The sequence below is a fragment of the Synechocystis sp. FACHB-908 genome (assembly GCF_014698595.1).
Classification (GTDB): domain Bacteria; phylum Cyanobacteriota; class Cyanobacteriia; order Cyanobacteriales; family Microcystaceae; genus Synechocystis.
Window position 1 is genome coordinate 187,482 of the sequence record NZ_JACJTH010000011.1, and the last position, 22,710, is coordinate 210,191.

Genomic DNA, 22,710 nt, shown 5'->3' on the forward strand with positions numbered 1-22,710 from the left:
GAAGATTGACCGCCAATTTGCCTAAAATCAAAGCAGACCTTTTTGCCAAAATCTCAGCCTAGTTGGGGCACAGAAAAAATATGAATTATGCGGCGATCGTCGGCCAGGGCTTAGGAATTCTGCTGGCAGTGATGACGGTGTTATTTATTTTTCGGATTATTCTCACTTGGTATCCCCAGGTAGAGCTGACTAAATGGCCATGGAAGCTCATTGCCCTACCCACCGAGCCATTATTAATTCCCCTGCGTAAGCTAGTGCCCCCCATCGGCGGCGTTGACCTAGCTCCTATCCTCTGGGTCTTCATCTGTACCTTTTTACGGGAAATTCTTATCGGTCAGCAGGGGCTGATCACCATGGCCAGTCGCTTGCAGTAAACCCGAGTTAAGCCTTATTTGCCTGAACTAATTGTTAGATAAGTTAAGTAAGACCAAGCTTAGCTAACACTGGGGTAGTAGAAACCACATGGCGGTCAAGTCCCAGCTCCTTGGGATCAATGCCTAGGGCCAAACCTACCAATTGGGGCAGATGTAACACCGGTAAATTTAATGGTTGCCCCAATACCTGACCAATTTCCGGTTGACGGGAATCCAGTTGCAGATGGCATAGGGGACAGGGGGTAACTAAACAATCGGCCCCGGCGGCGATCGCCGTTTGTAAATGCCGGCCGGCCAGTTGAAAAGATTGGGGCGTAGCATAGCTGGAGATGGGCCAACCACAGCATTGGGTACGACCTTCGTAGTAAATGGGGTTAGCCCCTAGGGTAGTAAAGACTTTTTCCAGAGATTGGGGATCAAAAGGGTTAGCTTCCGGCAAATTTTCCTGGGCCCGGAGCAGGTAACAACCATAAAAAGAAGCACAGTTGAGGCCAGTTAGACTTTGCCTGACCCGCTGGGCCAAAGCTTCTAGCCCAAAATCCTGTACCAAAGCCCAGAGTAAATGGGTCACCCGGCTGGAGCCTCGATAGGGAGCACAGCTTTCTTTTTTTAGGTAACCGTTGATTTGTTCCACATAGGCTGGGTCATCTTTTTGGGCTTTTTTTAGCCGTTCGTCCACATGGGCAATTACGCCCTGACAGGTACTGCAATGGGTTAATAAGGGCAAATTTAACTGTTCTGCCAAGGCGATATTGCGGGCATTAACGCTATCTTCTAACAGTTGGGAATCTTCTTTGAAGGTGCCAGAGCCACAACAGGAAGCTTTTTTTAGCTCCAATAATTTAATGCCCAAAGCTTTGCTCAGAGCGGTGGTGGCCAGGTGCAATTCCCCACAGGCCCCCTGGGCAACGCAACCGGGAAAGTAGGCATATTCAAGGGCAGTAATCATGGCGGCGACGGGAAGTGTTCTCTCTAGGCAGTATATCGTGGGCTTTTGGTCGGGGAACAAAAAACGCCATTCCCCACTAAGTTTAGTCAACGTCTTTAATGCTCTCCGTCAATGGAAAAGCCTGCCATCGGCCATAGATTTTTTGAAAGGTTTACAATGGAGAGACCGGGATTATAGAACCATATTGTCCAGGCAAACCCCGACTATAGTCGGAACAGTTTGTAGGGGCAGCGCCGACAAAAAAATAGACAATTAAAGAATGTTACCCTTGACTTAACATCGAGTCCCAGTCACCCCCGGACCTCCATGACTAAACCAAGCAACGATGAGCCGCCACTGACTAATGTACGAGATTTGGAAGCTATGTTGCCGCTGGAGGAAGAGGATTTAACGGCAGACTCCCAGGATTTGGAATACACCGCTGTAGCCCATCGTCAGCAATTTAGTACTGATTTAGTGCGCCTTTACCTCCAGGATATTGGTCGCATTCCCCTGTTGAAGCGAGATGAAGAGGTGCACATAGCCCAGCAGGTGCAAAGCTATCTCCGCCTAGTGGAAATCCAAAATCGGGCCGCAGAATCCGATGCTGCCATTGACCAATACCAAACGGCGATCGCCGTCCACGATCAACTTTTAGTCCAGTTGGGTCATCGTCCTTCCTATGAACGTTGGGCCAAAATCCTCGGGCAAACCGTAGCGACCCTTAAGCAAACCCTCAAAAGCGGTAAAAAACGATGGGCGGAGTTGGCGGGGTTGACGGTGGAAGAATTAGAGAATATTGAAAAGCAGGGCATTACGGCCAAAGCCCACATGATCAAAGCCAATTTAAGGCTAGTGGTTTCCGTCGCCAAGAAATACCAAAATCGGGGCTTGGAACTTTTAGATCTGATCCAAGAGGGCACCCTGGGGTTGGAGCGGGCGGTGGAAAAATTTGATCCCACCAAGGGTTACCGCTTTAGCACCTATTCCTACTGGTGGATTCGTCAGGGCATCACCAGGGCGATCGCCACCCAGAGTCGTATGATTCGTTTGCCGGTGCACATCACCGAGAAGTTAAATAAAATCAAACGAGCCCAGCGGAAAATTTCCCAAGAAAAGGGCCACACTCCGAAAATTGACGAAGTGGCGGAAGAATTAGGCATGACCCCGGAGCAGGTGCGGGAAGTGCTGACCCAAGTGCCCCGTTCCGTCTCCCTAGAACTCAAGGTGGGGCAGGATAAGGATACGGAGCTAATGGATTTACTGGAAACCGACACCCAGTCGCCGGAGGATGAATTGATGCGGGAGGCTCTCCAGAATGACATGCAGGAAATTTTGCTAGATTTGACCCCCAGGGAACAGGAAGTAATCGCCCTGCGCTTTGGTTTTCAAGACGGCGTAGCCCACTCCCTATCTGAAATTGGGCGTATTTTGAATTTATCGAGGGAAAGGGTACGACAGATTGAAGCTAAGGCTCTGCAAAAGTTGCGCCATCCCCGCCGCCGGGACCGCATCCGGGACTATTACGAAAATTTGGGTTAGGCCACTGAATTCGCTAAAACTTTAACGGCGATCGCCTCTGGACTATTAATTACCAAAATACTTTGGGAGGGACAGGCCTGCCATTTTTGGTCGGCAAATAGGGGTTCCGAAGCCACAATCACTCCCCCCGGACACCGCTCACTATTAGCCAACCAATATAGACTAGGTTCCGGTTGACGACTGGCATAACGACAGGCCACAATGCGCTGACCATCGGCCAGCAGAATATTGGCGGAAAAAAACGTGTCATGTTGTCGAGCCAACTCCACCAACGTCAGTAAACTTGCCTCCAACGCTTTTCCTAAGCTCGTCTTTGCCCAATCACTATCACCAGGAGAAGTTTGCCTTAACCGCCGGAGATTATCCAAAATTAGGGCAAAAATATGTTCCGAGTCGGTGGTGCCATGGATAAACTGATAACTGGCATCGCTCAATAAATTGCGTAGAGGCCGGTAGAGAGTGGTGCGAAAATTATTAATAAAGCCATTGTGGACAAATAAAAGTCCTTCCTCAGTAAAGGGCTGACAATTAGTCAAATCCACTGCCAACGGCGGTGTGGCGCTACGGACATAACTGACAAAACAACTAGACTGGATATACCGACTCAAGTGGGGCAGATTAATATCACTCCAAATGGGCAGGACATTTTTGTAGAGATAGGGATTGGGCAAACTTTCCTGGTCAAACCAACCCAAGCCAAAACCGTCAGCATTCAAAAGCCCCGCTGTCATTTCCTGGGGTTGATAGCTCTGGACAATCAGGGAATGTTCCGGGCGATAAATTAGTTGCTCTGGTCGCAGTGGTTGACCCAGATACCCTAAAAGACGACACATAAAAAACTTTTGATAATCTTGGCGGCCCGCTGAAATCATCCCTACCGACGGGGAAACCAAAGGACAGTGGCTGCCCATCCCGAACTTTTACGGGGAGCATAGACCAGCTTGAAAAATCTTTCAGGGCAAAAAAAAGGCAAGAAAAAGCCCCTGGGCGTCTTTCCTTGTTTCGACTCCGGGGGCTTCAACTTACTCCTCACACACCTCTAGATAATAACTTCCTCACCCACCTACCCCATGGACACTATGACAGTTAAGAGATTGTCACAGCGCCTGGGTTGATTATCAAGAAAACTTGACTTTTGCCGCTTCACTCCGGAATTGATGGGAGCAAAAAACATAAAACTTCACAAAATAAATCAAGGATTCATGACATAGGATTCAGTGAAATGCCTGAAACTCTGTAGTAGTCGGTGATCTTGGGGTTTTGATCCCCTTGACGTTCCGCCGCTGCTCCATGTTACAAAAGGTGAAGTTCGTGATCCCCGTAGGACTCTCTCCGGCGATCGCCCTGGCTCAAGGTCAGGAACTTTAACAACATTCACCTTTGCTCCCCCTGTATCCACCATTGGAAGTAACTAAACCCATCCTCTTTCCACGGGCTGATTGTGGAAACCCGTAGTATGGACTGTCCCATAAACCCAGAGTAATTGTTATGGCTAAAGAAGACCGACCCTCCCTCAAAGACATGACGCTGCGACAATTACGCCGAGTTGCCAGTGAATGTAATATTTCCCGGTACAGTCGGATGCGTAAATCCCAGCTACTAGCAGAGGTGGAAAAAGCCCTCAACAAACCTGCCCCTGCCCCATTTTCTGTCAAACCCCTTAACCGTCCCCAGGAGGAACAAGCTGTGGAAGCTTCTAAATTTGAACTTGGTCAAGATGATAAAGTTGGCGCTCCCCTCACCGCCGTTGATGAAGTTTTGGGGGATTTGCCCGGTGGTTATGGTGAAAGCCGCATTACCCTCATGCCCAGGGATCCCCAGTGGGCCTACGCCTATTGGGATATTCCCAAAGAACATAAAGATGCTCTCCGCAGTCAAGGGGGACAGCAATTGGCCCTACGGCTCTACGATGTAACTGACCTCGATTGGCAAACCGCCAGCCCCCACAGTGTTCAGGAATATCTCTGTGATGAATTGGCCCGGGAATGGTATTTACCGATCCCCGTTAGTGACCGGGATTATGCCCTAGATATTGGCTACCGCACCTTTGATGGTCGCTGGCTCACCCTGGCCCGTTCCACCCCCATTCGCATTCCCCCCGTTTATCCCTCCGACTGGGTGGAGGAAGTATTTGTCACCGTCAATTGGGACGAAGACCTCCAAGGTAAAACCATTTACCAATTGGTTCCCCCCAGCAAACGGCCCGTGGGAGTTTCCACCGCTGTGTATGACCAAGTATTTGACATGGCCCAGGGAGCGGAGGCAATGCGGATGGCCGGTTCCCTCTACGGTTCTATGCAACATGTACCCGGTTCCATCACCCATGAGCAAACCTTGAGTTCCTATGTGTTTCCCTCCGGGGTGGGTCTGTGGGCTGCTCCCAATGTTTCTGGATTGAATATGTCCGGCATTGGCATGGGTTATGGCCTTTCCAGCAGGGAATTTATGGCTTCGGAAGCTCCAGTCCGTCCCCGGCAGTTCTGGTTGGTGGCCGATGCTGAACTGATTGTTTACGGTGCCACAGAACCCGATGCCACGGTGACCATTGGTGGCCGTCCGATTAAACTCAATGAAGATGGCACTTTCCGTTTCCAAATGTCCTTCCAAGATGGCTTGATTGACTATCCCATTGTGGCTGTAGCGGTGGATGGGGAACAAACCCGTAATGTGCATATGAAGTTTACCCGAGAGACTCCTTCCCGTAACACCAATACAAAGGAAGAAGCCGTACCGGAATGGTTTAGCTAGATTGGCTCGTTTCCAATTTATTTGCCATTGTTTAAACGAGATAAATCATAAATTTCCCGGCCAAAGGATGTGAGTTATTGCTGTTTCCTTGGTCGGGATTTTTTTACCAGGTAACTTTGCCCCGTAAACCTTCGATTTTGCTGGGACCAATGCCTTTGACCCGGCCCAAGTCTTCTAGGGAAGTGAAAGCCTTTTGCTCCCTGGTGGAGATGATTTTTTCGGCGGTGCTGGGGCCAATGCCGGGTAAACTTTCCAGTTCCTCTTGACTCCCTCGGTTCAAATTCACCAAACGATTGGGAGTTGCTTTTGCCAGGGGCTTAGGGCTAGGTCGGGGATTGGCGCACTCCTGCTCCTGGCGATCGATGCGGGCTTGTACTGTGGGAGGTAAACCATATTCTGTGACGGCATAAAGTCGGTCTAATTCCCGTTGGTAATGGGCTGCTATTTGGGCATTCTGTAAAACCAATACCGTTTCATCGTTGTTGTGGTTAGCGGCGGGGGACCAATTGTGGGAGCCGGTGATCACGGTGTCATCATCCACCAGGGCAAACTTATGGTGTAATTTATCTCCCCTTGGTAGGGCCGGGGTACCGACAAATTCAGTTGGCAAAGCCCAGGGACTATTACCAGGTTGTTCTAGGCAGTCTTCTAGCAAAGTTACTCCCAATAGATCCAGCCCTTCGCTGTAGTAACGAAAGGCAAATCCCCGATCAATTAAAGCTTTAACCTCCGTGCCCGCTTGAAATCTTTGGTTGATCACATTAGATAATGCTTGTTCACTAAAAACAAACAATGCTAATTGAATTTTTTGTTGGGCTTGATTGAGGTATTGGGCAATTAAACCATTACTGGTGTTGGGAAAAGGGATTGCTCGGCGATCGGGGGAAAACTTTACTGTTACCGTTGTCTCTCCTACTTTTAGCACTTTAGCTGGTCTGCTGGGCTTATTAATACCAAAGAGACTGTCTTTTTCTGCTCCAGGCCCGTCCCCCCAAAGTAGATTAAATTCCTCTGTGAAAAGATGGGCGACAGCGGGGGATTGGACCACCAATAGGTTATTGGCGTTGCCTCGAGTAAAATTGTCATCATAGTCGCCATGCTGGTCGCTAGGGGTAAAGTTAGCAGAAGTTACAATGACCGTTTTATTATCCAGGACCATAAATTTATGGTGCATTAAGCCTGAGCCTTTACTGCCATCTTCTGTGTCGTCAATGAGGGGAATTTTCTGAGTGCGGAGAATTTCAATGGCATCCCGTTCTGCGCTTTCTGCGGGACTAATGCGACCGTCTTGATTTTGATCTAAATAGGCTAGGGGACCACGGTAACGGAAGGGATCCTTTTCTGTTTCTACTGCTTCTTTGATGGTTTGGTTATAGGTATTTTCCAGCACCAATCTGACCCGGACCCCGGTCTTTTGTTTCTCGACCAATGCCTGGGCAATGCGAGGTAAGCGTAATTCCTGTACTGCTAGGTCAATGGTGGACTGGGCTTGGTCAATTTGCTCCAGAATTATCTGCTCAAAATTGTCCCCCTGACGTTTAAAGTCGCGGTCTGGGTCAATGAAATCGGCTCCCTTGGCATTGTTGAGGTTAAAGTAAACCTGGATCTCCTCTTGTTGTGGTAAAGGATCTGGTCGGGCCAGGGATTGTCCTAACCCCAATGGATCAACTTTGCCAATGCCAATGACGGCGATCGCCACTAGTAGGGCCAGGGCAACAAAAATGACAACGGGGTTTGGTTTCCAGCCTCTGTTTAGTTTTCCCATGGTTCAATCTGGACGATCGCCAACTCGGTCTTACTTTTACCGCAGGGCTCACTACTCTGGCAATCGTTAAAGGATAAGGGTTGATAGGTGAGTTTGACCTTTTGGCCAATCAGGGCAACCTGTTCGCAAATTTCAAAGGCGGCGTATAGCCCCTGATACTGATTACCTTGACTGTCCATCAAGTCCACATAACAAGCTAAATCTCCATTGACCAACTCTGTGATGGTGGCAACTGTGGGCAAATTCGCTTCCATCGGCTCGGCCTGCACCGGGGGCAGTTCTTTAATTGCAGTGCATGCAACCGCACCAAAGCAGAGAGTCAACCATAGGGGAAAGGAAATAGGTTTCATTGGTGTTAGCACTTTGGTCATATTCTAATTCTCTTGGCCCAGGAGTTTTGCAATTGTTAAGGGGTAGTAATAATTTTGCCCTGGGCATCCATTACCATAATGTCCCACTGGCCGTCCTGGGCCACTTCAAACGCAATGCGATCGCCGTTGGCATTGATGACGGGATTTCTAGTGTCGGCGGCTAAATCAGCGGTTAAATTACGCTTTTGTTCCGTTTGGCGATCGTAAAGGACAATGTCAGTCTTCCCTTGGCGACTGAGGGCAAAGACAATATAGCGTCCGTCCTCAGTAATGGTGGGATGACTGGCCACCTGGTCCAGGGCATTGAGGCGGGGCAGGGTTTCCAGGCGGTTATTTTGGAGATTGTATAGATAAATTCCCTGGGTCCCGTTGCGGTCGGAGGTAAAGACCAAAAAGGGATAGGTGACCTGGGGAAAAATTTCCTCGGAGGCACTGTTAACGCCCCGGCCACTGCGGTCAAAGGAAAGACTCAAGTAACGGGGATAGCCACAACCCCCCAATAAAAGCAACAAACCTGCCCAAGTTAAAAACCGCTTGAGCAAGTTAGTGAATGTTTGGAGGTAAAGTCTGGGGGAAAGGGTATCCATATCCCTTCTATTTTCCCACCTTGACTCTAGTTAAGACGATGGAGTTGAGAGAGAACTAGAATTCCCGCACCGTGGGTTGGCCGTCAATAATTTCCCCTACCAAAATTACGTCCGCTACCCCCACAAATAGGCCGTTTTCTAACACACCGGGGAGATTGTTAATGGTTTTTTCCAACTCCGCTGGGTTGGTAATGGCATCAAATTTAACGTCAATGACGAGGTTACCTTGGTCAGTGACAACGGGGCCAGCTTTTTTCACCCCCATGCGTAGTTCTGGTTTACCACCTAATTTAGCTAAAGCTCGCATTACAGGAGTTAGGGCCATGGGAATCACTTCCACCGGCAGTAAAAAAGTGGAACCCAATTTATCCACCAATTTGCCACTGTCTACCACCACCAGAAAAGTTTCCGCCAAGGCGTCAACAATTTTTTCCCTGGTGTGGGCGGCCCCTCCCCCTTTGATCAAATTTTTCTGGGGGTCAACTTCGTCCGCTCCATCGATGGCAATGTCAATGCGATCCGCCACATCCAACGTGGTTAGGGGAATGCCATATTTACGGGCCAATACTTCCGCCTGAAAGGAAGTGGGAATGCCCACTACATTTTCCAATTCTCCTTTTTTCAGGCGATCGCCAATGAATTCCAGGGCGTAGGCGGTGGTGGAACCGGTACCCAAACCAACAATGGTGTTGGATTTAACTCGGTCAGCGGCGGCTTTACCCACTGCCTGTTTCATTAAGTTGGCCGCATCTAGCTCAGCCATAAAAATTTAACCTCCGTTATTTTTTGTTTTAAATTTTTTAATTAATGGACCAATCAGAGTGACATTGGGCAAAATCCTATCACTCCAAATTACCCAACCTTTCTCTAGGCTCTATGGCGTTTTTTATTAAACTCTAAACAGGACAAAGCAATCCGGCGATCGCCGAAATCTCTACAGTGCGAACATTATCAGAACAGTTCCGGTTCAGGAAAACCTGTGGACCTACTGGGCCGCTGTCAGTTTTTCTTTTAGTTGGGCCAACTGGTCTGCCCAACGGGGGTCGGGCTGGAAACCTTCAGAAGCAGTGCTGGTGTTAGTGCTAGTGGCCGCGGCTTTTTTATTAGTCCGTTTTTTATCGGTGCGGGGTTGCTTAGTTTTTTCCCCACTGGCCACCGGAGTTTCACTGCCCCCTTCTTCGTCATCCTTGGAGCGGGGGTTAGCCTTCTCGATTTTTAAAGGGCTATCCATGAAGGATTGACCATTATATTTCTCGATGAATTCATCCGCCGCTTCGTCAGTGGAAACCGTTACAAAAGCAAATCCCCGGCATTTACCCGTTTTACGGTCTTTGATAACTTTGGTGGAAACAACAGCATTGGCTTCTGCAAATACTTCCTGCAGTGCTTCCCGCTCAATGGATTCTTTGGGTAGGTTACCGACGTAGAGACGAATGGACATGATCTAAATACCTCCGGGGATATTTTCTGTAGGAGAAATTGCTCGGGCAAAGGGCCCTGTTGGATATTAAAAAAGTTGACTATTGGGCTAACAGTTAACCAAGTTTATGACGATAATAGACACCAGGCCATGGGGACAGTCCCGTCCGCCCCGGTTACTTTTCTTAATAATATCGGCTATTGTCCTCAAAACCAAACAGTTCGGCCCCCTGCAGTTATCCAATGGGAGTTAATAACAGGGAATGGTGGCATCAATCAAACGGGAATAAGCATCAATTCCCCCCACTACGTTTTTAACTTTACTAAAACCTTGATCCACTAACCAGTGGGCCATCTGGTCTGAACGGATGCCGTGGTGACACAACACTACGGTTTCTTTCTCCCCATCGTAGCGCTCCCGAATGGTGCCAGACCACTGGGCAAACTCGCTCAAGGATAGGGTTTCAAAGCCTGGCAGGGCCGCAATTTCCACCTCATGGGGTTCCCGCACATCAATCAACTGGCGATCGCCGTTGGGGTGAGCCAACATCAGAGCCAGATCCTGAACAGAAATTTCGATGGGCATGGAAGTCATACGCAGTGAGGTGGTAATTAGGGAGAAAAATGAATATCAAGGGCGGGGGGTTTGCCCCAGAATTTGCTCATTGAGCTGTCTGATTTGAGTGCCAGGATAATAAAAAGCCAAAATTTGTTCCGCCGACCAACCCAACTGGGACAGTTTATAAGAACCGAATTGACTCATGCCGACCCCATGGCCAAAGCCCCCCCCCACAAAGAAAACGCTTTGAAGTCGCTGGTTAGCATCGTAGGTGGGTTCCAGGTAAAACAAGGTACTGCGCGGAGGGCCAAAGGCACTGCGGGCTTCGTTCTTGGCTAATTCCACTACGCCTTTATCCGTTAGCACTTCCAGGAGCAAAATTCTGCCCGACGGCGATCGACGGGTAACTTTCATATCGTAAATAGTGGTGAAGTCCGCCAGGGGATGACGCCGGTTAGTCAGATACTTTTTCAAATCCTGATTCAACTCTGCCAACGTGGCCGGGTAGCGCCAGCGCAAGAACTTCCGCCCCGTCTCGTTAAAACCCTCCTGGAGGTTAATAAATTTACGGAAAGTAGCTTCATCGGCCAAACTTTGGGTAGATAAGTTCCAAATGGGCTGGGCCGAGTCGATAACTGCCTGGAGATAGGGCCGCTCTTCCCCATTCCACACATCGCTAAATTTAGCCGTCACCCCCCCCGCCGTGGAGGAGTAGAGGGCATCCACCAATTGATTGTTGTAGGTTAAAACCTGCCCCGCCGTTTCCTTGATCGCCTCATCGGCCCTGGGGGTAGTCCCACTTAAACCGTAGTAAACCTGACAGTGGGTGGTGGCACATAACTCGTAGCCATCGGCGGCAAAACGACGCCGGTTCTGCAGGGCATAGGTGCGGGCAATGATGGTTTGGGCCTTGGCGGCCGTGGGGGGAGCACCTGGGCCAATTTCATGGGGCACCACCCCCCGGAGATAGGTTTCCAGGGGCACATGGTTCACCAGAGTGTAATTGCCGTAGGAGTTGGGCTGGAGTTGTAACCAACCGCCATAGACAAATTTTTTCTCCCCTTCCGTAACTTGAATTTGATTTTTGGCCGCAGTGACAGTCACTCGGTCGGCGGGATAGCTTTGACCATTGATGACCACCATCGCCTGGGGCTTACTATCCAACAGTACACTTTCCAGGTAGGGCAATTGATGACCCTGCTTTTTTAGATCCGCCAGTAACCAACGGCGCACCAGGGGACTATCGTATACATCCCGTTTAGCCCATACTTGCCAACGTCCTGGCTGGGTAACTTCCACCGCAATGCCTTGAGCTTGCCAACGGAGAGCATCGTCTTCTGCTGTTTCAAAGGTGGCATGGTCTCCGAGCACTAATACTTCCGCCAATTTCCTTGGCACGGCCCGACGGCTAATGGCAATGGTGCCCTGTTTGCCCTGGAGAGTGACCTTTTCTCCCTGGTTGTTAACTGCGGTAAAGGTTAAGTCATCGTTGCCCACCCCGCTAATGGTCAGTTGGTCTCGGTCTTCATCCCCAAAGCGCTGCACGACCCCCACCTGGAGCAGCACATCCTTGGCAAAACTGGGTAAAGCTCCCCCAGCCACTAAGCCCAGGGCAATGACTAAGCCACCCACACGTTGGACAGCAACCTTCAGTAAGTTACGGGGGGGGGAAATAAACATAAATAATCAACGGCGATCTATATTGGCGAGGGAATCAAAGGCAATCTAGCATCCTAACCTATCATTTTTGCTCTGCCATCTGGAGGGGATGGGGACAGTGGCCCAGGGCTAACACCGATCGCCAAAGGGTTTGTGTTATTTTGAGGGAACTGTGTAAACGGCCTCCAGCACCGGCATTTTTCCTCACTTTGCCCTGATGGAGACTGGGACCGTCAAAGTTTTTCTGGATGGCGATCAACCTATGGCAATGGATTTACCCCTCAGGTTAAGCAATGCTCCCTCATTGGGCCAGGTTTTCACTCCGGTCAATGTGGCTATTTTGAGTTCCCTCGGCATCCATGGCTTTATTTTGGGCTTGGCTTTACCCCATTGGCAATGGCAAGAATCCGCTGGGGATAACCTGACAGACCGCAATCCCGTGGGAGTGATCGAATTAACTCCAGCAGAACAAAGTCGTTTACCAGAAACGGACATTTTTTCTAGCAGTGGCCTTTTTCCCACTGCCCCCAGTGGTAGTGACCCAGGTGCCATTCCCGCTGACCCAAATTTGCCCATTCCTCCTAGCGGCGACTACAACTATTCCTTGCCTTCGGGGCCGGGCATTATGCCACCGCCACCGGCCATGCCCAATTTACCGGCCTACCCCAATTTGCCCCCCCTGACTAGCTATGGCAATTTGAGCCGTTTACCCATCACTGGTCCCCCCATTCCTTCCCTACCCCGGTTCCCTTCCACCAGACAGATTCCCCGTCCCCCAGGCCTATTTGCTCCCACCCCAGACCAGGGCATGAATCCCCTGGGCCCCGGCCCCAACCGGCCTGATTTTGGACCCTTACCTCCTTCCCAGGGCACAGGCTTTATTACTAGGGCTCCCCAGGGCATTACTACTCCCCAGGAACCGGGTTTGAGGGCGGAGGGAGAAGACACTTCTCCAGAAAAGCTGCGGGAAAATACGCTGGTTTCCATTGCCCAGCAAGGCCAGGCTTTAAAAGCGAAGGACACCATTAGCGGCGCCTATCCCCCCATTGCCTGTCGTAATCGTACGGAAGCTACGGTGGTCTATAACGTTTTTCCCAGCGGTCAGAAAGATCTGGTGGGCCGCTCCCGCTATCCCATCTTCAATCAGCTAGCTGAACAGGCGATCGCCAACAGAACCTATGGTGAACCCACCCAGGTGACAGTTTCCTTTAAATATGATGCCGAGATTTGTGGTGGTGTGGATCAATTCATTCCCCCCGGTGGAGAAACCACCAATCCAGCAGTGCCGACTGTCCCTACGCCTTCCCAAGTTACCCCGGCCCCCACGATTAGCCCCGCCCCAGGCATAGCTCCTTCCCCTGCTCCCCTGCAGCCTCAGCCCACGCCTCCACCGGCGGTGCGGTCTTCCCCCATGCCCGATGCCCCAGCGCCCCGACGACAGCCCACTACCACTCCCAGTGATCCTCCTATGAACGTGGCTCCGTCCCCTACCCGTTCTGCACCGGCGCCAGCCCCAACAGCCACCCCAACCCCGACTTCATCTCAACCTTCTTTGCCGAAAACGAAGGGAGAAATGTTGCTACAACAAAATCAGGCTCCTTCCATTGTGCCGCCCCAACCCAATGGCAATAATGGGGAAACAGAAGCAGAAGAAACCCAAAGCCAAGCTCCTGGCCTGAACAATAACAATGGTTTGCCGGGGCCCATCCAATCCAAAAAGTAGTTAATGGTGTAAACGAACAAGCAACCATGACGGATTTAGGACAGGCCGGGGAAAGTTTGGTGGCGGCCTGGCTTGAACAGCAGGGCGGAAAAATCCTGCAACAACGCTGGCGATCGCCGTGGGGAGAAATTGACTTAATTACCCATTTTCCGGACACCAAAATTATCGCCTTTGTGGAGGTAAAAACCCGTAGCGGCGGCAATTGGGACCAGGGGGGATTGTTGGCGGTCAACGCCCGTAAGCAGGAAAAAATCTGGCAAACAGCCAACCATTTCCTTGCTAGTCAGCCCCAGTGGAGTGATTGGAACTGTCGTTTCGATGTGATGATCGTTTTTTCCCAGGGTTCCGTTCCTACAGGGGAGAATGCCGAGGGGAAGTTTGCTAATTTACCGACCAATTTCCAGATGGGCCAAACCATTGTCTGGCAAGGTTACCGCCTGCGGTTGGAGCAATATTTAACCGATGCTTTTGGAGGCTAGAGAAAAATGGGGAAAAATTAGTGGGATTCAGCTAACTCAGCTACTCTGTAAACGCCGCCGCAGATGATCCAATGCTTGGCAAGCACTCAAATATCTAATCCATTCCCGTCCCCGGCGATCGCCAAATTGCAACAAGATATGGCTAGCTTGACCATGGGGATCCGCCAGGCCAACGTACACTGTACCAATAGGTTTTTCCTCCGTCCCACCACCGGGGCCAGCAATGCCGGTAATGGCAATGCCCCAATCTGTACCCAGTCTTTCTTTCACTCCCAGGGCCATCGCCTCCGCTGTGGCTTCACTAACCGCCCCACAGTATTCAATGATTTCCGGATCCACCCCGAGAAGTTTAATTTTCACCTGATTATAGTAGGCAATGACTCCGCCCCAGAAGTAGTCAGAACTGCCTGGTTGATCGGTCAACAAAGCTCCTAAACCGCCGCCTGTGCAGGATTCCGCCACCGCTACGGTTTCTCCCCGTTCTCGCAACAGGGCCCCCACCACCGACGCAATGGTATCTTCATCCTGGCCAAAATAGTCCAAACCGGCGATCGCCTTAATTTCCTCTGCTATTGGATCAATAATTTCTTTGGCCAGGGCTTCCGAAGAAGCGGGACAGGAAATTCTCAAACGCACTTCCCCTTTACCGGCATAGGGGGCCACGGTGGGATTGGTCAAAGTGAAAAAATCCGTTACTTTTTCTGCCAGGGCCGATTCGCCAATGCCCTGAAAGCGCAACACTCGGCTGTAGATGGTGGTTTTTCCCCAGCCCTGGCTTTGTAGATAGGGCACCGCCACCCCTTGCCACATTTGACGCATTTCTGATGGCACCCCAGGGAAAGTCAAAATCAATAGGTCCGGTTGGGGATGCCAAATCATGCCTGGGGCCGTTCCCGTTGCATTGGCCAATAATTCTGCCCCCAGGGGAAGCAGAGCTTGCTTACGATTATTGGCGGCCATGGGGCGCCCCGTTTGGGCAAATTTTGCTTCAATATCGGCAATAACAGCGATGTTTTCCTGTAAAGGAGTCCGGAAAAAATCCGCTATGGTTTCCGTGGTCAAATCGTCCGGGGTAGGCCCTAATCCCCCAGTAAAAATGAGAATTTGGGCCCGTTCCCGGGCAATGGCGATCGCCCGTTTGATGCGCTCCGGATTATCCCCCACCACCGTTTGAAAATAATGGGGAATGCCAAGGCGGGCCAACTCCTGGGCTAAATATTGACTATTACTGTTAAGGATTTCCCCCAGCAATAACTCGGTGCCAACACAGATAATCTCAGCCGCCATGGAATTAAGCCCGCTAACAAGGAAACATCACTGGGTCATTAGAATGATCAAAACTACTTCTGGGGGAGAAGTTATACCTAGCCCTATCCATCTCAGCATTGCTAAACCAATCCAAGTAGATTTTCAATGTCTGAGATTGATTACTAAATATTTCTCCCAAAACCCTAACTAATTCGATGGGTTTTAGATAATTCTCCCCAGGAAACAATTAATAGAAATTAGGTTGATGGCGAATCAGGTTCAAAAACTCTTCTCTGGTTTTTTGTTCATTTTGGAAAGAACCAATCATGGCACTGGTCACTGTCCAGGAACCTGGTTTTTGTACACCACGCATTACCATGCACATGTGGGTGGCTTCCATCACCACTGCCACACCTTGGGGATCGAGGATTTCCTGTACTGCTTCGGCGATCTGCCTGGTGAGACGCTCCTGTACCTGGAGACGGCGGGAAAACATTTCCACGATGCGGGCCAGTTTGCTCAGTCCCACTACTTTTTGGTTGGGAATATAAGCCAAATGGGCCTTACCCATAAAGGGCAACATGTGATGTTCACACAAACTGAAAAAATCAATGTCCCGCACCAATACCATTTCGTTATGACCTTCGTCAAAAATGGCGCCATTGACTAATTTTTCCAAGGATTGGTCATAACCCTGGGTCAAAAATTGCATTGCTTCTGCTACCCGTTTGGGGGTTTTTAGCAAGCCTTCCCTTTCCGGATCTTCCCCTACTGACTCCAACATGACGCGCACCGCGTCCATCATTTTTTCTTTATTCAACTCAACATTTTCGGGATGATATTTCACCTCTTGCCCATTGTGGGTATTACGGTCAGGTAGGGAGGAAAGCTGATTCACTAATTTACCGGTGTTCATGCCGTTATTGATGGAATGGGAAGAAGCAATGGTCACAATAAACTGGAGGTTATGGGTATGTTTTTTAGCCCTAATGCTCCAATCGCCTTGATTGTATCGAATGATGCAGTCTCTAAAATTGTATCCGTAAAAGACCTCTGCACCGCCGACGGGTCTGGATTATGGGCAATAATCACAGTCGAGCCAGACTACCCCTGGAGGTAAACTCCGGGGCTGGAGCCATAAAGATTAGGAATTCATTAAGAAATGTAACAATCGACGTTCTAGATCATACCACGCCCCCACTGTCCGGCAGGGTGAACAGAGGAGACTTTCCCCTGTTACAGTGTCAGTGACAAAACAACTTTTTGGCATCGGTGCAGGTGGTGAGCCATGGCGGCCCAGATCATTGAAATTCTTTCCCCGGAGGAAATCCGACGTACCCTTACCCGTCTGGCTTCCCAGGTAATTGAGAAAAATAGTGACCTGTCGGAGTTGGTCTTACTGGGGATCTACACCAGGGGAGTACCCCTCGCCCATCAGCTTGCCCAGCAAATTGAAATGTTGGAACAAGTTAAAGTCCCCGTTGGGGCGATCGATGTGACTCTCTACCGGGACGATTTAAAACGGATCAAAACCCGCACCCCGGCTAAAACCAAAATTCCCCTCAGTTTGACTGGCAAAAGGGTTGTATTGGTGGATGACGTAATTTATAAAGGCCGCACTATCCGGGCGGCACTCAATGCGGTGACAGAATATGGTCGTCCCCAGGTAATTCGTTTATTAACTTTGGTAGACCGGGGTCATCGAGAGTTACCCATCCATCCTGATTTTGTTGGCAAAATCCTGCCTACAGCGGCGGAGGAACAGGTGAAAGTATATTTACAGGATCCCGATGGTCGGGACACGGTGGAGTTAATTAAAGGTTAATTTTCAACTCAAAATGCAGAATTTTTTTGTCATTGGTTTTCAATCCTGTCTGCGGCTTTTTGGTGCGTTTTGGATTTTTGGCGGCTTTCTGACCCTACAGGCGGCGCGGGAATCCCTCTTTTTAGACCGGGCCATAGAGGCGATCGCCTTAAAAAAACAGGATAAATTACTGAGCTATTTTTTATTTTTGGGTAGCATTTTCACTTTAGCCACCGGGATAACTTTGGTCTTAGCTAGTCGCTGGGTCTTTTTGCCCCTAACCCTGTCCATTGTTTCCCAAATTGTTTATTTCTCCGTGCAAAAACGTCGATTTAGTCGGGCCAAAACTGAGGAAGAAAGGGAAGATGCCCAGGTACAACCCACTACCATCAATGCTTTTAAGACTTCTTGCGTGGTGGCGATCGCCTGTGCCCTAGGCTGGGCGGTGGGGGCGATTAAATAGGATTCGGACCCGGATTTTTGGTCAATAAACCTGGATATGGGAACGGGTGGCGATCGCCGATAAAGCCTATACAATGATTGGGATCGAAATCCCCATCACGTCTCGGACAGTTTTACCTATGCCACGCCGCAACGACTTAAACAAAATTATGATTTTGGGGGCTGGCCCCATTGTTATTGGTCAAGCTTGCGAATTTGATTATTCGGGCACCCAGGCGTGTAAGGCGTTGAAGGAAGAAGGTTATGAAGTGGTGTTGGTAAACTCCAACCCAGCATCGATCATGACTGACCCGGAGTTGGCGGATCGCACCTACATTGAGCCGCTCATTCCGGAAATTGTGGAAAAAATTATTGAAAAAGAACGGCCGGACGCAGTTTTACCCACCATGGGGGGGCAAACGGCATTGAACCTGGCGGTATCTCTGTCTAAGTCCGGGGTGCTGGAAAAATATGGGGTGGAATTAATTGGGGCGAAACTGCCGGCGATCGAAATGGGGGAAGACCGGGAATTATTCAAGGAAGCCATGGCCCGCATTGGGGTTCCCGTTTGTCCATCGGGCATCGCCAGTAGCATCGAAGAAGCTCGGCAGGTGGCCCATGAAATTGGTTCCTATCCGTTAATTATTCGCCCTGCTTTTACGTTGGCAGGTACGGGGGGCGGCATTGCCTACAACCAAGAAGAATATGAGGAGATGGTGCAATACGGCTTGGATCAGTCCCCCATGTCCCAAATTCTGGTGGAAAAATCCCTGTTGGGCTGGAAGGAATACGAGCTGGAAGTGATGCGGGATTTGGCCGATAACGTGGTCATTATCTGCTCCATTGAAAACTTTGACCCCATGGGGGTTCACACTGGGGATTCCATTACCGTTGCTCCCGCCCAGACTTTGACCGATAAGGAATATCAACGGCTACGGGACTATTCAATTGCCATTATTCGGGAAATTGGCGTGGAAACAGGGGGGTCAAACATTCAGTTTTCCGTTAACCCGGCCAATGGCGATGTGATTGTGATCGAGATGAATCCCCGAGTCTCCCGTTCTTCGGCCCTGGCTTCTAAGGCCACGGGTTTCCCCATTGCCAAATTTGCGGCCAAGTTAGCAGTGGGCTATACCCTCAACGAAATTTCCAACGACATCACTAAGAAGACTCCCGCTTCCTTTGAACCCACCATTGATTACGTGGTGACCAAAATTCCCCGCTTTGCCTTTGAAAAATTCCCTGGGGCCGAGCCAATTTTAAACACCCAAATGAAATCCGTCGGGGAAGCCATGGCCATTGGTCGTACTTTCCAAGAATCTTTCCAAAAGGCGTTACGTTCCTTGGAAACAGGACGGTTCGGCTTCGGTTGCGATCGCCATGAGACTTTGCCGACGCTGTCCCATTTGCGTTCCCAGTTGCGGACTCCCAACCCAGAGCGGGTCTTTTCTTTGCACCATGCGTTTAATTTGGGCATGACAGTGGAAGAAATTCATGAGTTGACGGCGATCGATCCTTGGTTTTTAGACAAACTAGAGGATTTGGTCAAAACAGAAAAATATATGAAACAACGGAGTTTAAAAGACCTCACGGCCGCAGATCTGCGCTACATCAAACAACAGGGCTTTGGCGATCGCCAGATAGCCTTTGCCACCAAAACCACGGAAGACGAAGTGCGGGCCTACCGCAAATCCTTGGGCATTACCCCCGTGTATAAAGTGGTGGACACCTGTGCGGCGGAATTTGAAGCCTTCACCCCCTACTACTACTCCACCTACGAACCGGAAGAGTGCGAAGTATTGCCATCGGACAAACCCAAAGTGATGATCCTGGGGGGGGGGCCCAACCGCATTGGCCAAGGCATTGAATTTGATTACTGCTGTTGCCATGCCGCCTTTTCCCTCAGTGATGCGGGCTATGAAACCATCATGGTCAACTCCAACCCGGAAACCGTTTCCACCGACTACGACACGAGCGATCGCCTCTATTTTGAGCCGTTAACGAAAGAAGACGTTTTAAATATTATTGAAGCGGAAAACCCAGTGGGCATCATTATCCAATTTGGTGGTCAAACGCCTTTGAAACTGGCAGTTCCCCTGCAAAAGTATTTAAACAGTCCCGATTGCCCCGTGCAGACTAAAATTTGGGGCACTTCCCCTGACTCCATCGACACCGCTGAAGACCGGGAACGATTTGAGAAGATTCTCCACGAGCTGGAAATTAGCCAACCTCCCAACGGCATTGCCAGGGATTATGAAGAGTCCAGAGTGGTGGCCAACCGCATTAGTTATCCCGTTGTGGTGCGCCCTTCCTACGTGCTAGGGGGAAGAGCCATGGAAATCGTCTATTCCGATGAAGAATTAGAACGGTACATGACCTATGCGGTGCAAATTGAGCCGGACCACCCCATTTTAATTGACAAGTTTCTGGAAAATGCCATTGAAGTGGACGTGGACTCCCTCACCGATAGCACCGGCAAAGTGGTCATCGGTAGCATCATGGAACACATCGAAGAAGCGGGCATCCATTCCGGGGACTCCGCCTGTTCCATTCCCTACACCAGCCTTTCCGATAACGTTCTGACCACCATCCGCCAATGGACAGAACAATTGGCCCGGGCCTTAAACGTGGTGGGTCTAATGAATATTCAGTACGCAGTGCAGGGGGACCAGGTTTATATCCTCGAAGCTAACCCCCGGGCTTCCCGCACCGTTCCCTATGTCAGTAAAGCCACCGGCCGTCCTTTGGCCAAAATTGCTTCCCTGGTCATGTCCGGCAAAACCCTAGAAGAATTAGGGGTAACGGAGGAATTTATTCCCCAACACGTGGCCGTTAAAGAAGCCGTTCTTCCCTTCAGTAAATTCCCCGGGGCGGATACTTTGCTGGGGCCAGAAATGCGTTCCACTGGGGAAGTCATGGGCATTGACAGCGACTTTGGTAAAGCCTTTGCGAAGGCAGAGTTGGGAGCGGGGGTAATTTTAGCCACCACCGGAACGGTATTTGTGTCCATGAGCGATCGCACCAAAGAGGCGGCGGTGCCCGTAGTGCGGGAATTAATTGACCTGGGCTTTAAGGTTGTCGCTACCTCTGGTACCCAAAAAGTTCTGCGGGAACATGGCATTGAAGGGGTGGAAGTGGTGTTAAAACTCCACGAAGGGCGACCCCACGTCATTGACTGGATCAAAAACGGCCAAATCCAATTTATTATCAACACCCCCAGCGGCGAGGAGTCCCAGTTGGATGGCCGCACCATTCGCCGGGCTGCGTTGGATTATAAATTGCCCATCATCACCACGATCGCCGGAGGAAAAGCCACCGTTGCCGCCCTCCGCAGTCTGCAGGATCACCCTTTAGACGTTAAAGCATTGCAGGATTATCTAGGCTAGTTTGTCATGATTGGGACGCTCTAGACCCATTAAGCCTAGCTTGTCCCATACAACAGAACAAAAAAATGACTTTAACAAGCGAGTCACTTCATTGGGCAGTTAACTTTTTATATCATCATTCCGATGGTGACTTTTTTCCGAAAGTCTTGGAAATAGATGCCATTTATAATATGGCAGATGAATTTGTAGAACAGGTTGAGAATAAAAACTTAGATTTAGATAGTTTTAAACCTGGTTCTTGCCGTCGTTTTATTGTCCCTAAAGATGAATTGGCATACCGCCAAGCTACACAATTAGATCCACAAGATTCAATTATTCTTTCTGCATTAATCTATCAATATGGTCAGGAGATTGAAAATCGTAGATTAACAAAAGAAAAAGTATTTAGTTATAGATTTAAGCCAGATTTTCAAACAGGTTTTTATGATAATCAAATCTCTTGGAACCAATTCTGGCAGAGTGCATACGCGCTGAGTAATGGCTTTGATACAGTTTTATACTGTGATATTGCTGACTTTTACAATCAAATTTATCATCACACTGTAGAAAATCAATTATTTGCATCAGGTTTTCCAAATCAAGCAAAAAAATGGATAATTAGTTTAATAGAATCAACAACGGCAAAAGTATCTCGTGGAATACCTGTTGGGCCTCATGCTTTACATTTAATCGCAGAAAGTACCATGATCCCTATTGATAATTGTTTGGTTTCTAAGGGAATTAATTTCATTCGTTTTGCTGATGATATCATAGTTTTCTGTAAATCCAGAAATCATGCTAAACAGTTAGCATATTCTATTGCATCAACATTAGATAAGCAACAAAGATTAACACTTCAAAGGCATAAAACCCAAACATATAATTCTGAAGAATTTAAAAAGCTGTGTCCATCTATGATTGAAGATAGACCAATTTCCTCGGATGAAGATAAGATACTAAGAATCATAAGAAAATATTCTGATGGTAATCCTTATATTGCAATTTCTTTCAATAAAATTAGTGATGAGGATTGGTTGTCAATTTCTGATGAAATAATTACGAAGATCATTAAAGATTATCTTGACAAAGACCAAGTAGATTATATTCGTCTTCGATGGTTTTATCGGAGATTAACGCAAATAGGTCATCCTGGTGCCGTAGATATTTCAATTTCACTACAAGAAATTGAGAACTTAAGTCCTTGTCTTGCCAACATATGCGCTTATTTTACTTCTGTACAATCTATTGAAAAAAATAAATGGATTCAGATTGGAGAAAGATTATTATCTCTCTTAAATTCTGATGAAATTAAGAGCAATGAATATCTAAAACTTTCTCTTTTAAGCCTTTTCACTAAAAACAAATATATTAATCATTTCTCAAAATTAACTGAACAATACGCATCGAGTGACCCATTTGTAAGAAGAGAAATTCTACTAGCTGCGAAACAAAATCATGCTTTTGATTGGCTTCGAGATTACAAAGAAAATTATCAATTGATGGATCCTTGGCAAAAAAATGCTTATTTATACGCCATTTCTGGTTTACCACAAGATGAAAAAAAGTATTTTATAAACAATCTATGTACTTCGATCAGGCCCTTTGAAAAAATTCTAGCTAAATGGGTAAAGGGAAAGAATAATTCATGTTAAAAATACTTTTTATCTTCGAATAGCATATCCAGCAATTTTGCAAGCA

21 protein-coding genes are annotated in these 22,710 nt (G+C 48.8%); 9 read left to right on the plus strand and 12 right to left on the minus strand.

The window, feature by feature from the left end:
• Nucleotides 1-80: 80 nt before the first annotated feature.
• A complete protein-coding gene (locus H6G46_RS03950; RefSeq protein ID WP_010873648.1) occupies nt 81-374 on the plus strand; it encodes a YggT family protein in 294 nt (97 codons plus the stop codon).
• A gap of 43 nt (nt 375-417) precedes the next feature.
• On the opposite strand, the gene H6G46_RS03955 is transcribed toward H6G46_RS03950, so the two are convergent.
• Complete coding sequence (locus H6G46_RS03955; RefSeq protein WP_010873647.1) at nt 418-1,323, minus strand: CoB--CoM heterodisulfide reductase iron-sulfur subunit B family protein; 906 nt, start codon at nt 1,321-1,323, stop codon at nt 418-420.
• A 306-nt stretch (nt 1,324-1,629) separates the two neighbouring features.
• Here H6G46_RS03955 and sigC point away from each other — a divergent pair, with 306 nt between their 5' ends.
• On the plus strand, nt 1,630-2,844 hold the full coding sequence (gene sigC / locus H6G46_RS03960; protein WP_010873646.1) for an RNA polymerase sigma factor SigC: 1,215 nt from the start codon (nt 1,630-1,632) through the stop codon (nt 2,842-2,844).
• Here sigC and egtC read toward each other — a convergent pair.
• Nucleotides 2,841-3,716: an ergothioneine biosynthesis protein EgtC gene (egtC, locus tag H6G46_RS03965; RefSeq protein ID WP_020862095.1), complete on the minus strand. Its 876-nt coding sequence runs from the start codon at nt 3,714-3,716 to the stop codon at nt 2,841-2,843. The two genes, sigC and egtC, sit on opposite strands and share 4 nt — an antisense overlap.
• A gap of 616 nt (nt 3,717-4,332) precedes the next feature.
• On the opposite strand from egtC, the gene H6G46_RS03970 reads away from it, so the two are divergent.
• Nucleotides 4,333-5,592 (plus strand): DUF4912 domain-containing protein, encoded by a 1,260-nt coding sequence (locus tag H6G46_RS03970; RefSeq protein ID WP_010873644.1) that lies wholly within the window; start codon nt 4,333-4,335, stop codon nt 5,590-5,592.
• A 103-nt stretch (nt 5,593-5,695) separates the two neighbouring features.
• Here H6G46_RS03970 and H6G46_RS03975 read toward each other — a convergent pair whose 3' ends face one another.
• The 8 genes from H6G46_RS03975 to H6G46_RS18615 all read right to left on the minus strand — a co-directional run bounded on the left by H6G46_RS03975 (nt 5,696) and on the right by H6G46_RS18615 (nt 12,160).
• Complete coding sequence (locus H6G46_RS03975) at nt 5,696-7,357, minus strand: phospholipase D-like domain-containing protein (protein ID WP_010873643.1); 1,662 nt, start codon at nt 7,355-7,357, stop codon at nt 5,696-5,698.
• Nucleotides 7,345-7,707, minus strand: coding sequence for a hypothetical protein (locus tag H6G46_RS03980; RefSeq protein ID WP_223211286.1), 363 nt, complete (start codon nt 7,705-7,707; stop codon nt 7,345-7,347). The genes H6G46_RS03975 and H6G46_RS03980 overlap by 13 nt, the downstream gene beginning before the upstream one ends.
• Before the next feature lie 56 nt (nt 7,708-7,763).
• On the minus strand, nt 7,764-8,315 hold the full coding sequence (locus H6G46_RS03985) for a TolB family protein (protein WP_010873641.1): 552 nt from the start codon (nt 8,313-8,315) through the stop codon (nt 7,764-7,766).
• Nucleotides 8,316-8,370: 55 nt separating this feature from the next.
• Nucleotides 8,371-9,078: a ribose-5-phosphate isomerase RpiA gene (rpiA, locus tag H6G46_RS03990; RefSeq protein ID WP_010873640.1), complete on the minus strand. Its 708-nt coding sequence runs from the start codon at nt 9,076-9,078 to the stop codon at nt 8,371-8,373.
• Nucleotides 9,079-9,300: 222 nt separating this feature from the next.
• A complete protein-coding gene (locus H6G46_RS03995) occupies nt 9,301-9,756 on the minus strand; it encodes an RNA-binding protein (protein ID WP_010873639.1) in 456 nt (151 codons plus the stop codon).
• Between the two features lie 228 nt (nt 9,757-9,984).
• On the minus strand, nt 9,985-10,329 hold the full coding sequence (locus H6G46_RS04000) for a rhodanese-like domain-containing protein (protein ID WP_010873638.1): 345 nt from the start codon (nt 10,327-10,329) through the stop codon (nt 9,985-9,987).
• 36 nt (nt 10,330-10,365) lie between these two features.
• Entirely contained in the window at nt 10,366-11,973 is a 1,608-nt protein-coding gene (locus H6G46_RS04005; protein ID WP_010873637.1) for a SpoIID/LytB domain-containing protein, read from the minus strand.
• Between the two features lie 61 nt (nt 11,974-12,034).
• The gene (locus H6G46_RS18615) at nt 12,035-12,160 is read right to left on the minus strand and encodes a hypothetical protein (protein ID WP_255345203.1); all 126 of its coding nucleotides are present in this window, start codon (nt 12,158-12,160) and stop codon (nt 12,035-12,037) included.
• A 9-nt stretch (nt 12,161-12,169) separates the two neighbouring features.
• Here H6G46_RS18615 and H6G46_RS04010 point away from each other — a divergent pair, with 9 nt between their 5' ends.
• The gene (locus H6G46_RS04010; protein WP_010873636.1) at nt 12,170-13,675 is read left to right on the plus strand and encodes a hypothetical protein; all 1,506 of its coding nucleotides are present in this window, start codon (nt 12,170-12,172) and stop codon (nt 13,673-13,675) included.
• Nucleotides 13,676-13,701: 26 nt separating this feature from the next.
• Nucleotides 13,702-14,154, plus strand: coding sequence for a YraN family protein (locus H6G46_RS04015; RefSeq protein ID WP_010873635.1), 453 nt, complete (start codon nt 13,702-13,704; stop codon nt 14,152-14,154).
• 36 nt (nt 14,155-14,190) lie between these two features.
• Here the strand turns inward: H6G46_RS04015 and H6G46_RS04020 are convergent, their stop codons facing one another.
• Nucleotides 14,191-15,441, minus strand: a complete 1,251-nt coding sequence (locus H6G46_RS04020; RefSeq protein WP_010873634.1) for a competence/damage-inducible protein A — start codon at nt 15,439-15,441, stop codon at nt 14,191-14,193.
• A gap of 208 nt (nt 15,442-15,649) precedes the next feature.
• Nucleotides 15,650-16,354, minus strand: coding sequence for a GTP cyclohydrolase I FolE (gene folE, locus H6G46_RS04025; protein ID WP_010873633.1), 705 nt, complete (start codon nt 16,352-16,354; stop codon nt 15,650-15,652).
• Between the two features lie 336 nt (nt 16,355-16,690).
• On the opposite strand from folE, the gene pyrR reads away from it, so the two are divergent.
• From pyrR to H6G46_RS04045, 4 genes are all read left to right on the plus strand, one after another.
• Nucleotides 16,691-17,227 carry a bifunctional pyr operon transcriptional regulator/uracil phosphoribosyltransferase PyrR gene (pyrR, locus tag H6G46_RS04030; protein ID WP_010873632.1) on the plus strand — a complete coding sequence of 179 codons (537 nt, stop codon included), beginning with the start codon at nt 16,691-16,693 and terminating at the stop codon, nt 17,225-17,227.
• A gap of 13 nt (nt 17,228-17,240) precedes the next feature.
• Entirely contained in the window at nt 17,241-17,669 is a 429-nt protein-coding gene (locus H6G46_RS04035) for a hypothetical protein (RefSeq protein ID WP_010873631.1), read from the plus strand.
• A 118-nt stretch (nt 17,670-17,787) separates the two neighbouring features.
• On the plus strand, nt 17,788-21,033 hold the full coding sequence (gene carB, locus H6G46_RS04040) for a carbamoyl-phosphate synthase large subunit (RefSeq protein WP_010873630.1): 3,246 nt from the start codon (nt 17,788-17,790) through the stop codon (nt 21,031-21,033).
• 65 nt (nt 21,034-21,098) lie between these two features.
• Nucleotides 21,099-22,664 carry a reverse transcriptase domain-containing protein gene (locus H6G46_RS04045; RefSeq protein ID WP_010873629.1) on the plus strand — a complete coding sequence of 522 codons (1,566 nt, stop codon included), beginning with the start codon at nt 21,099-21,101 and terminating at the stop codon, nt 22,662-22,664.
• Nucleotides 22,665-22,710: the final 46 nt, after the last annotated feature.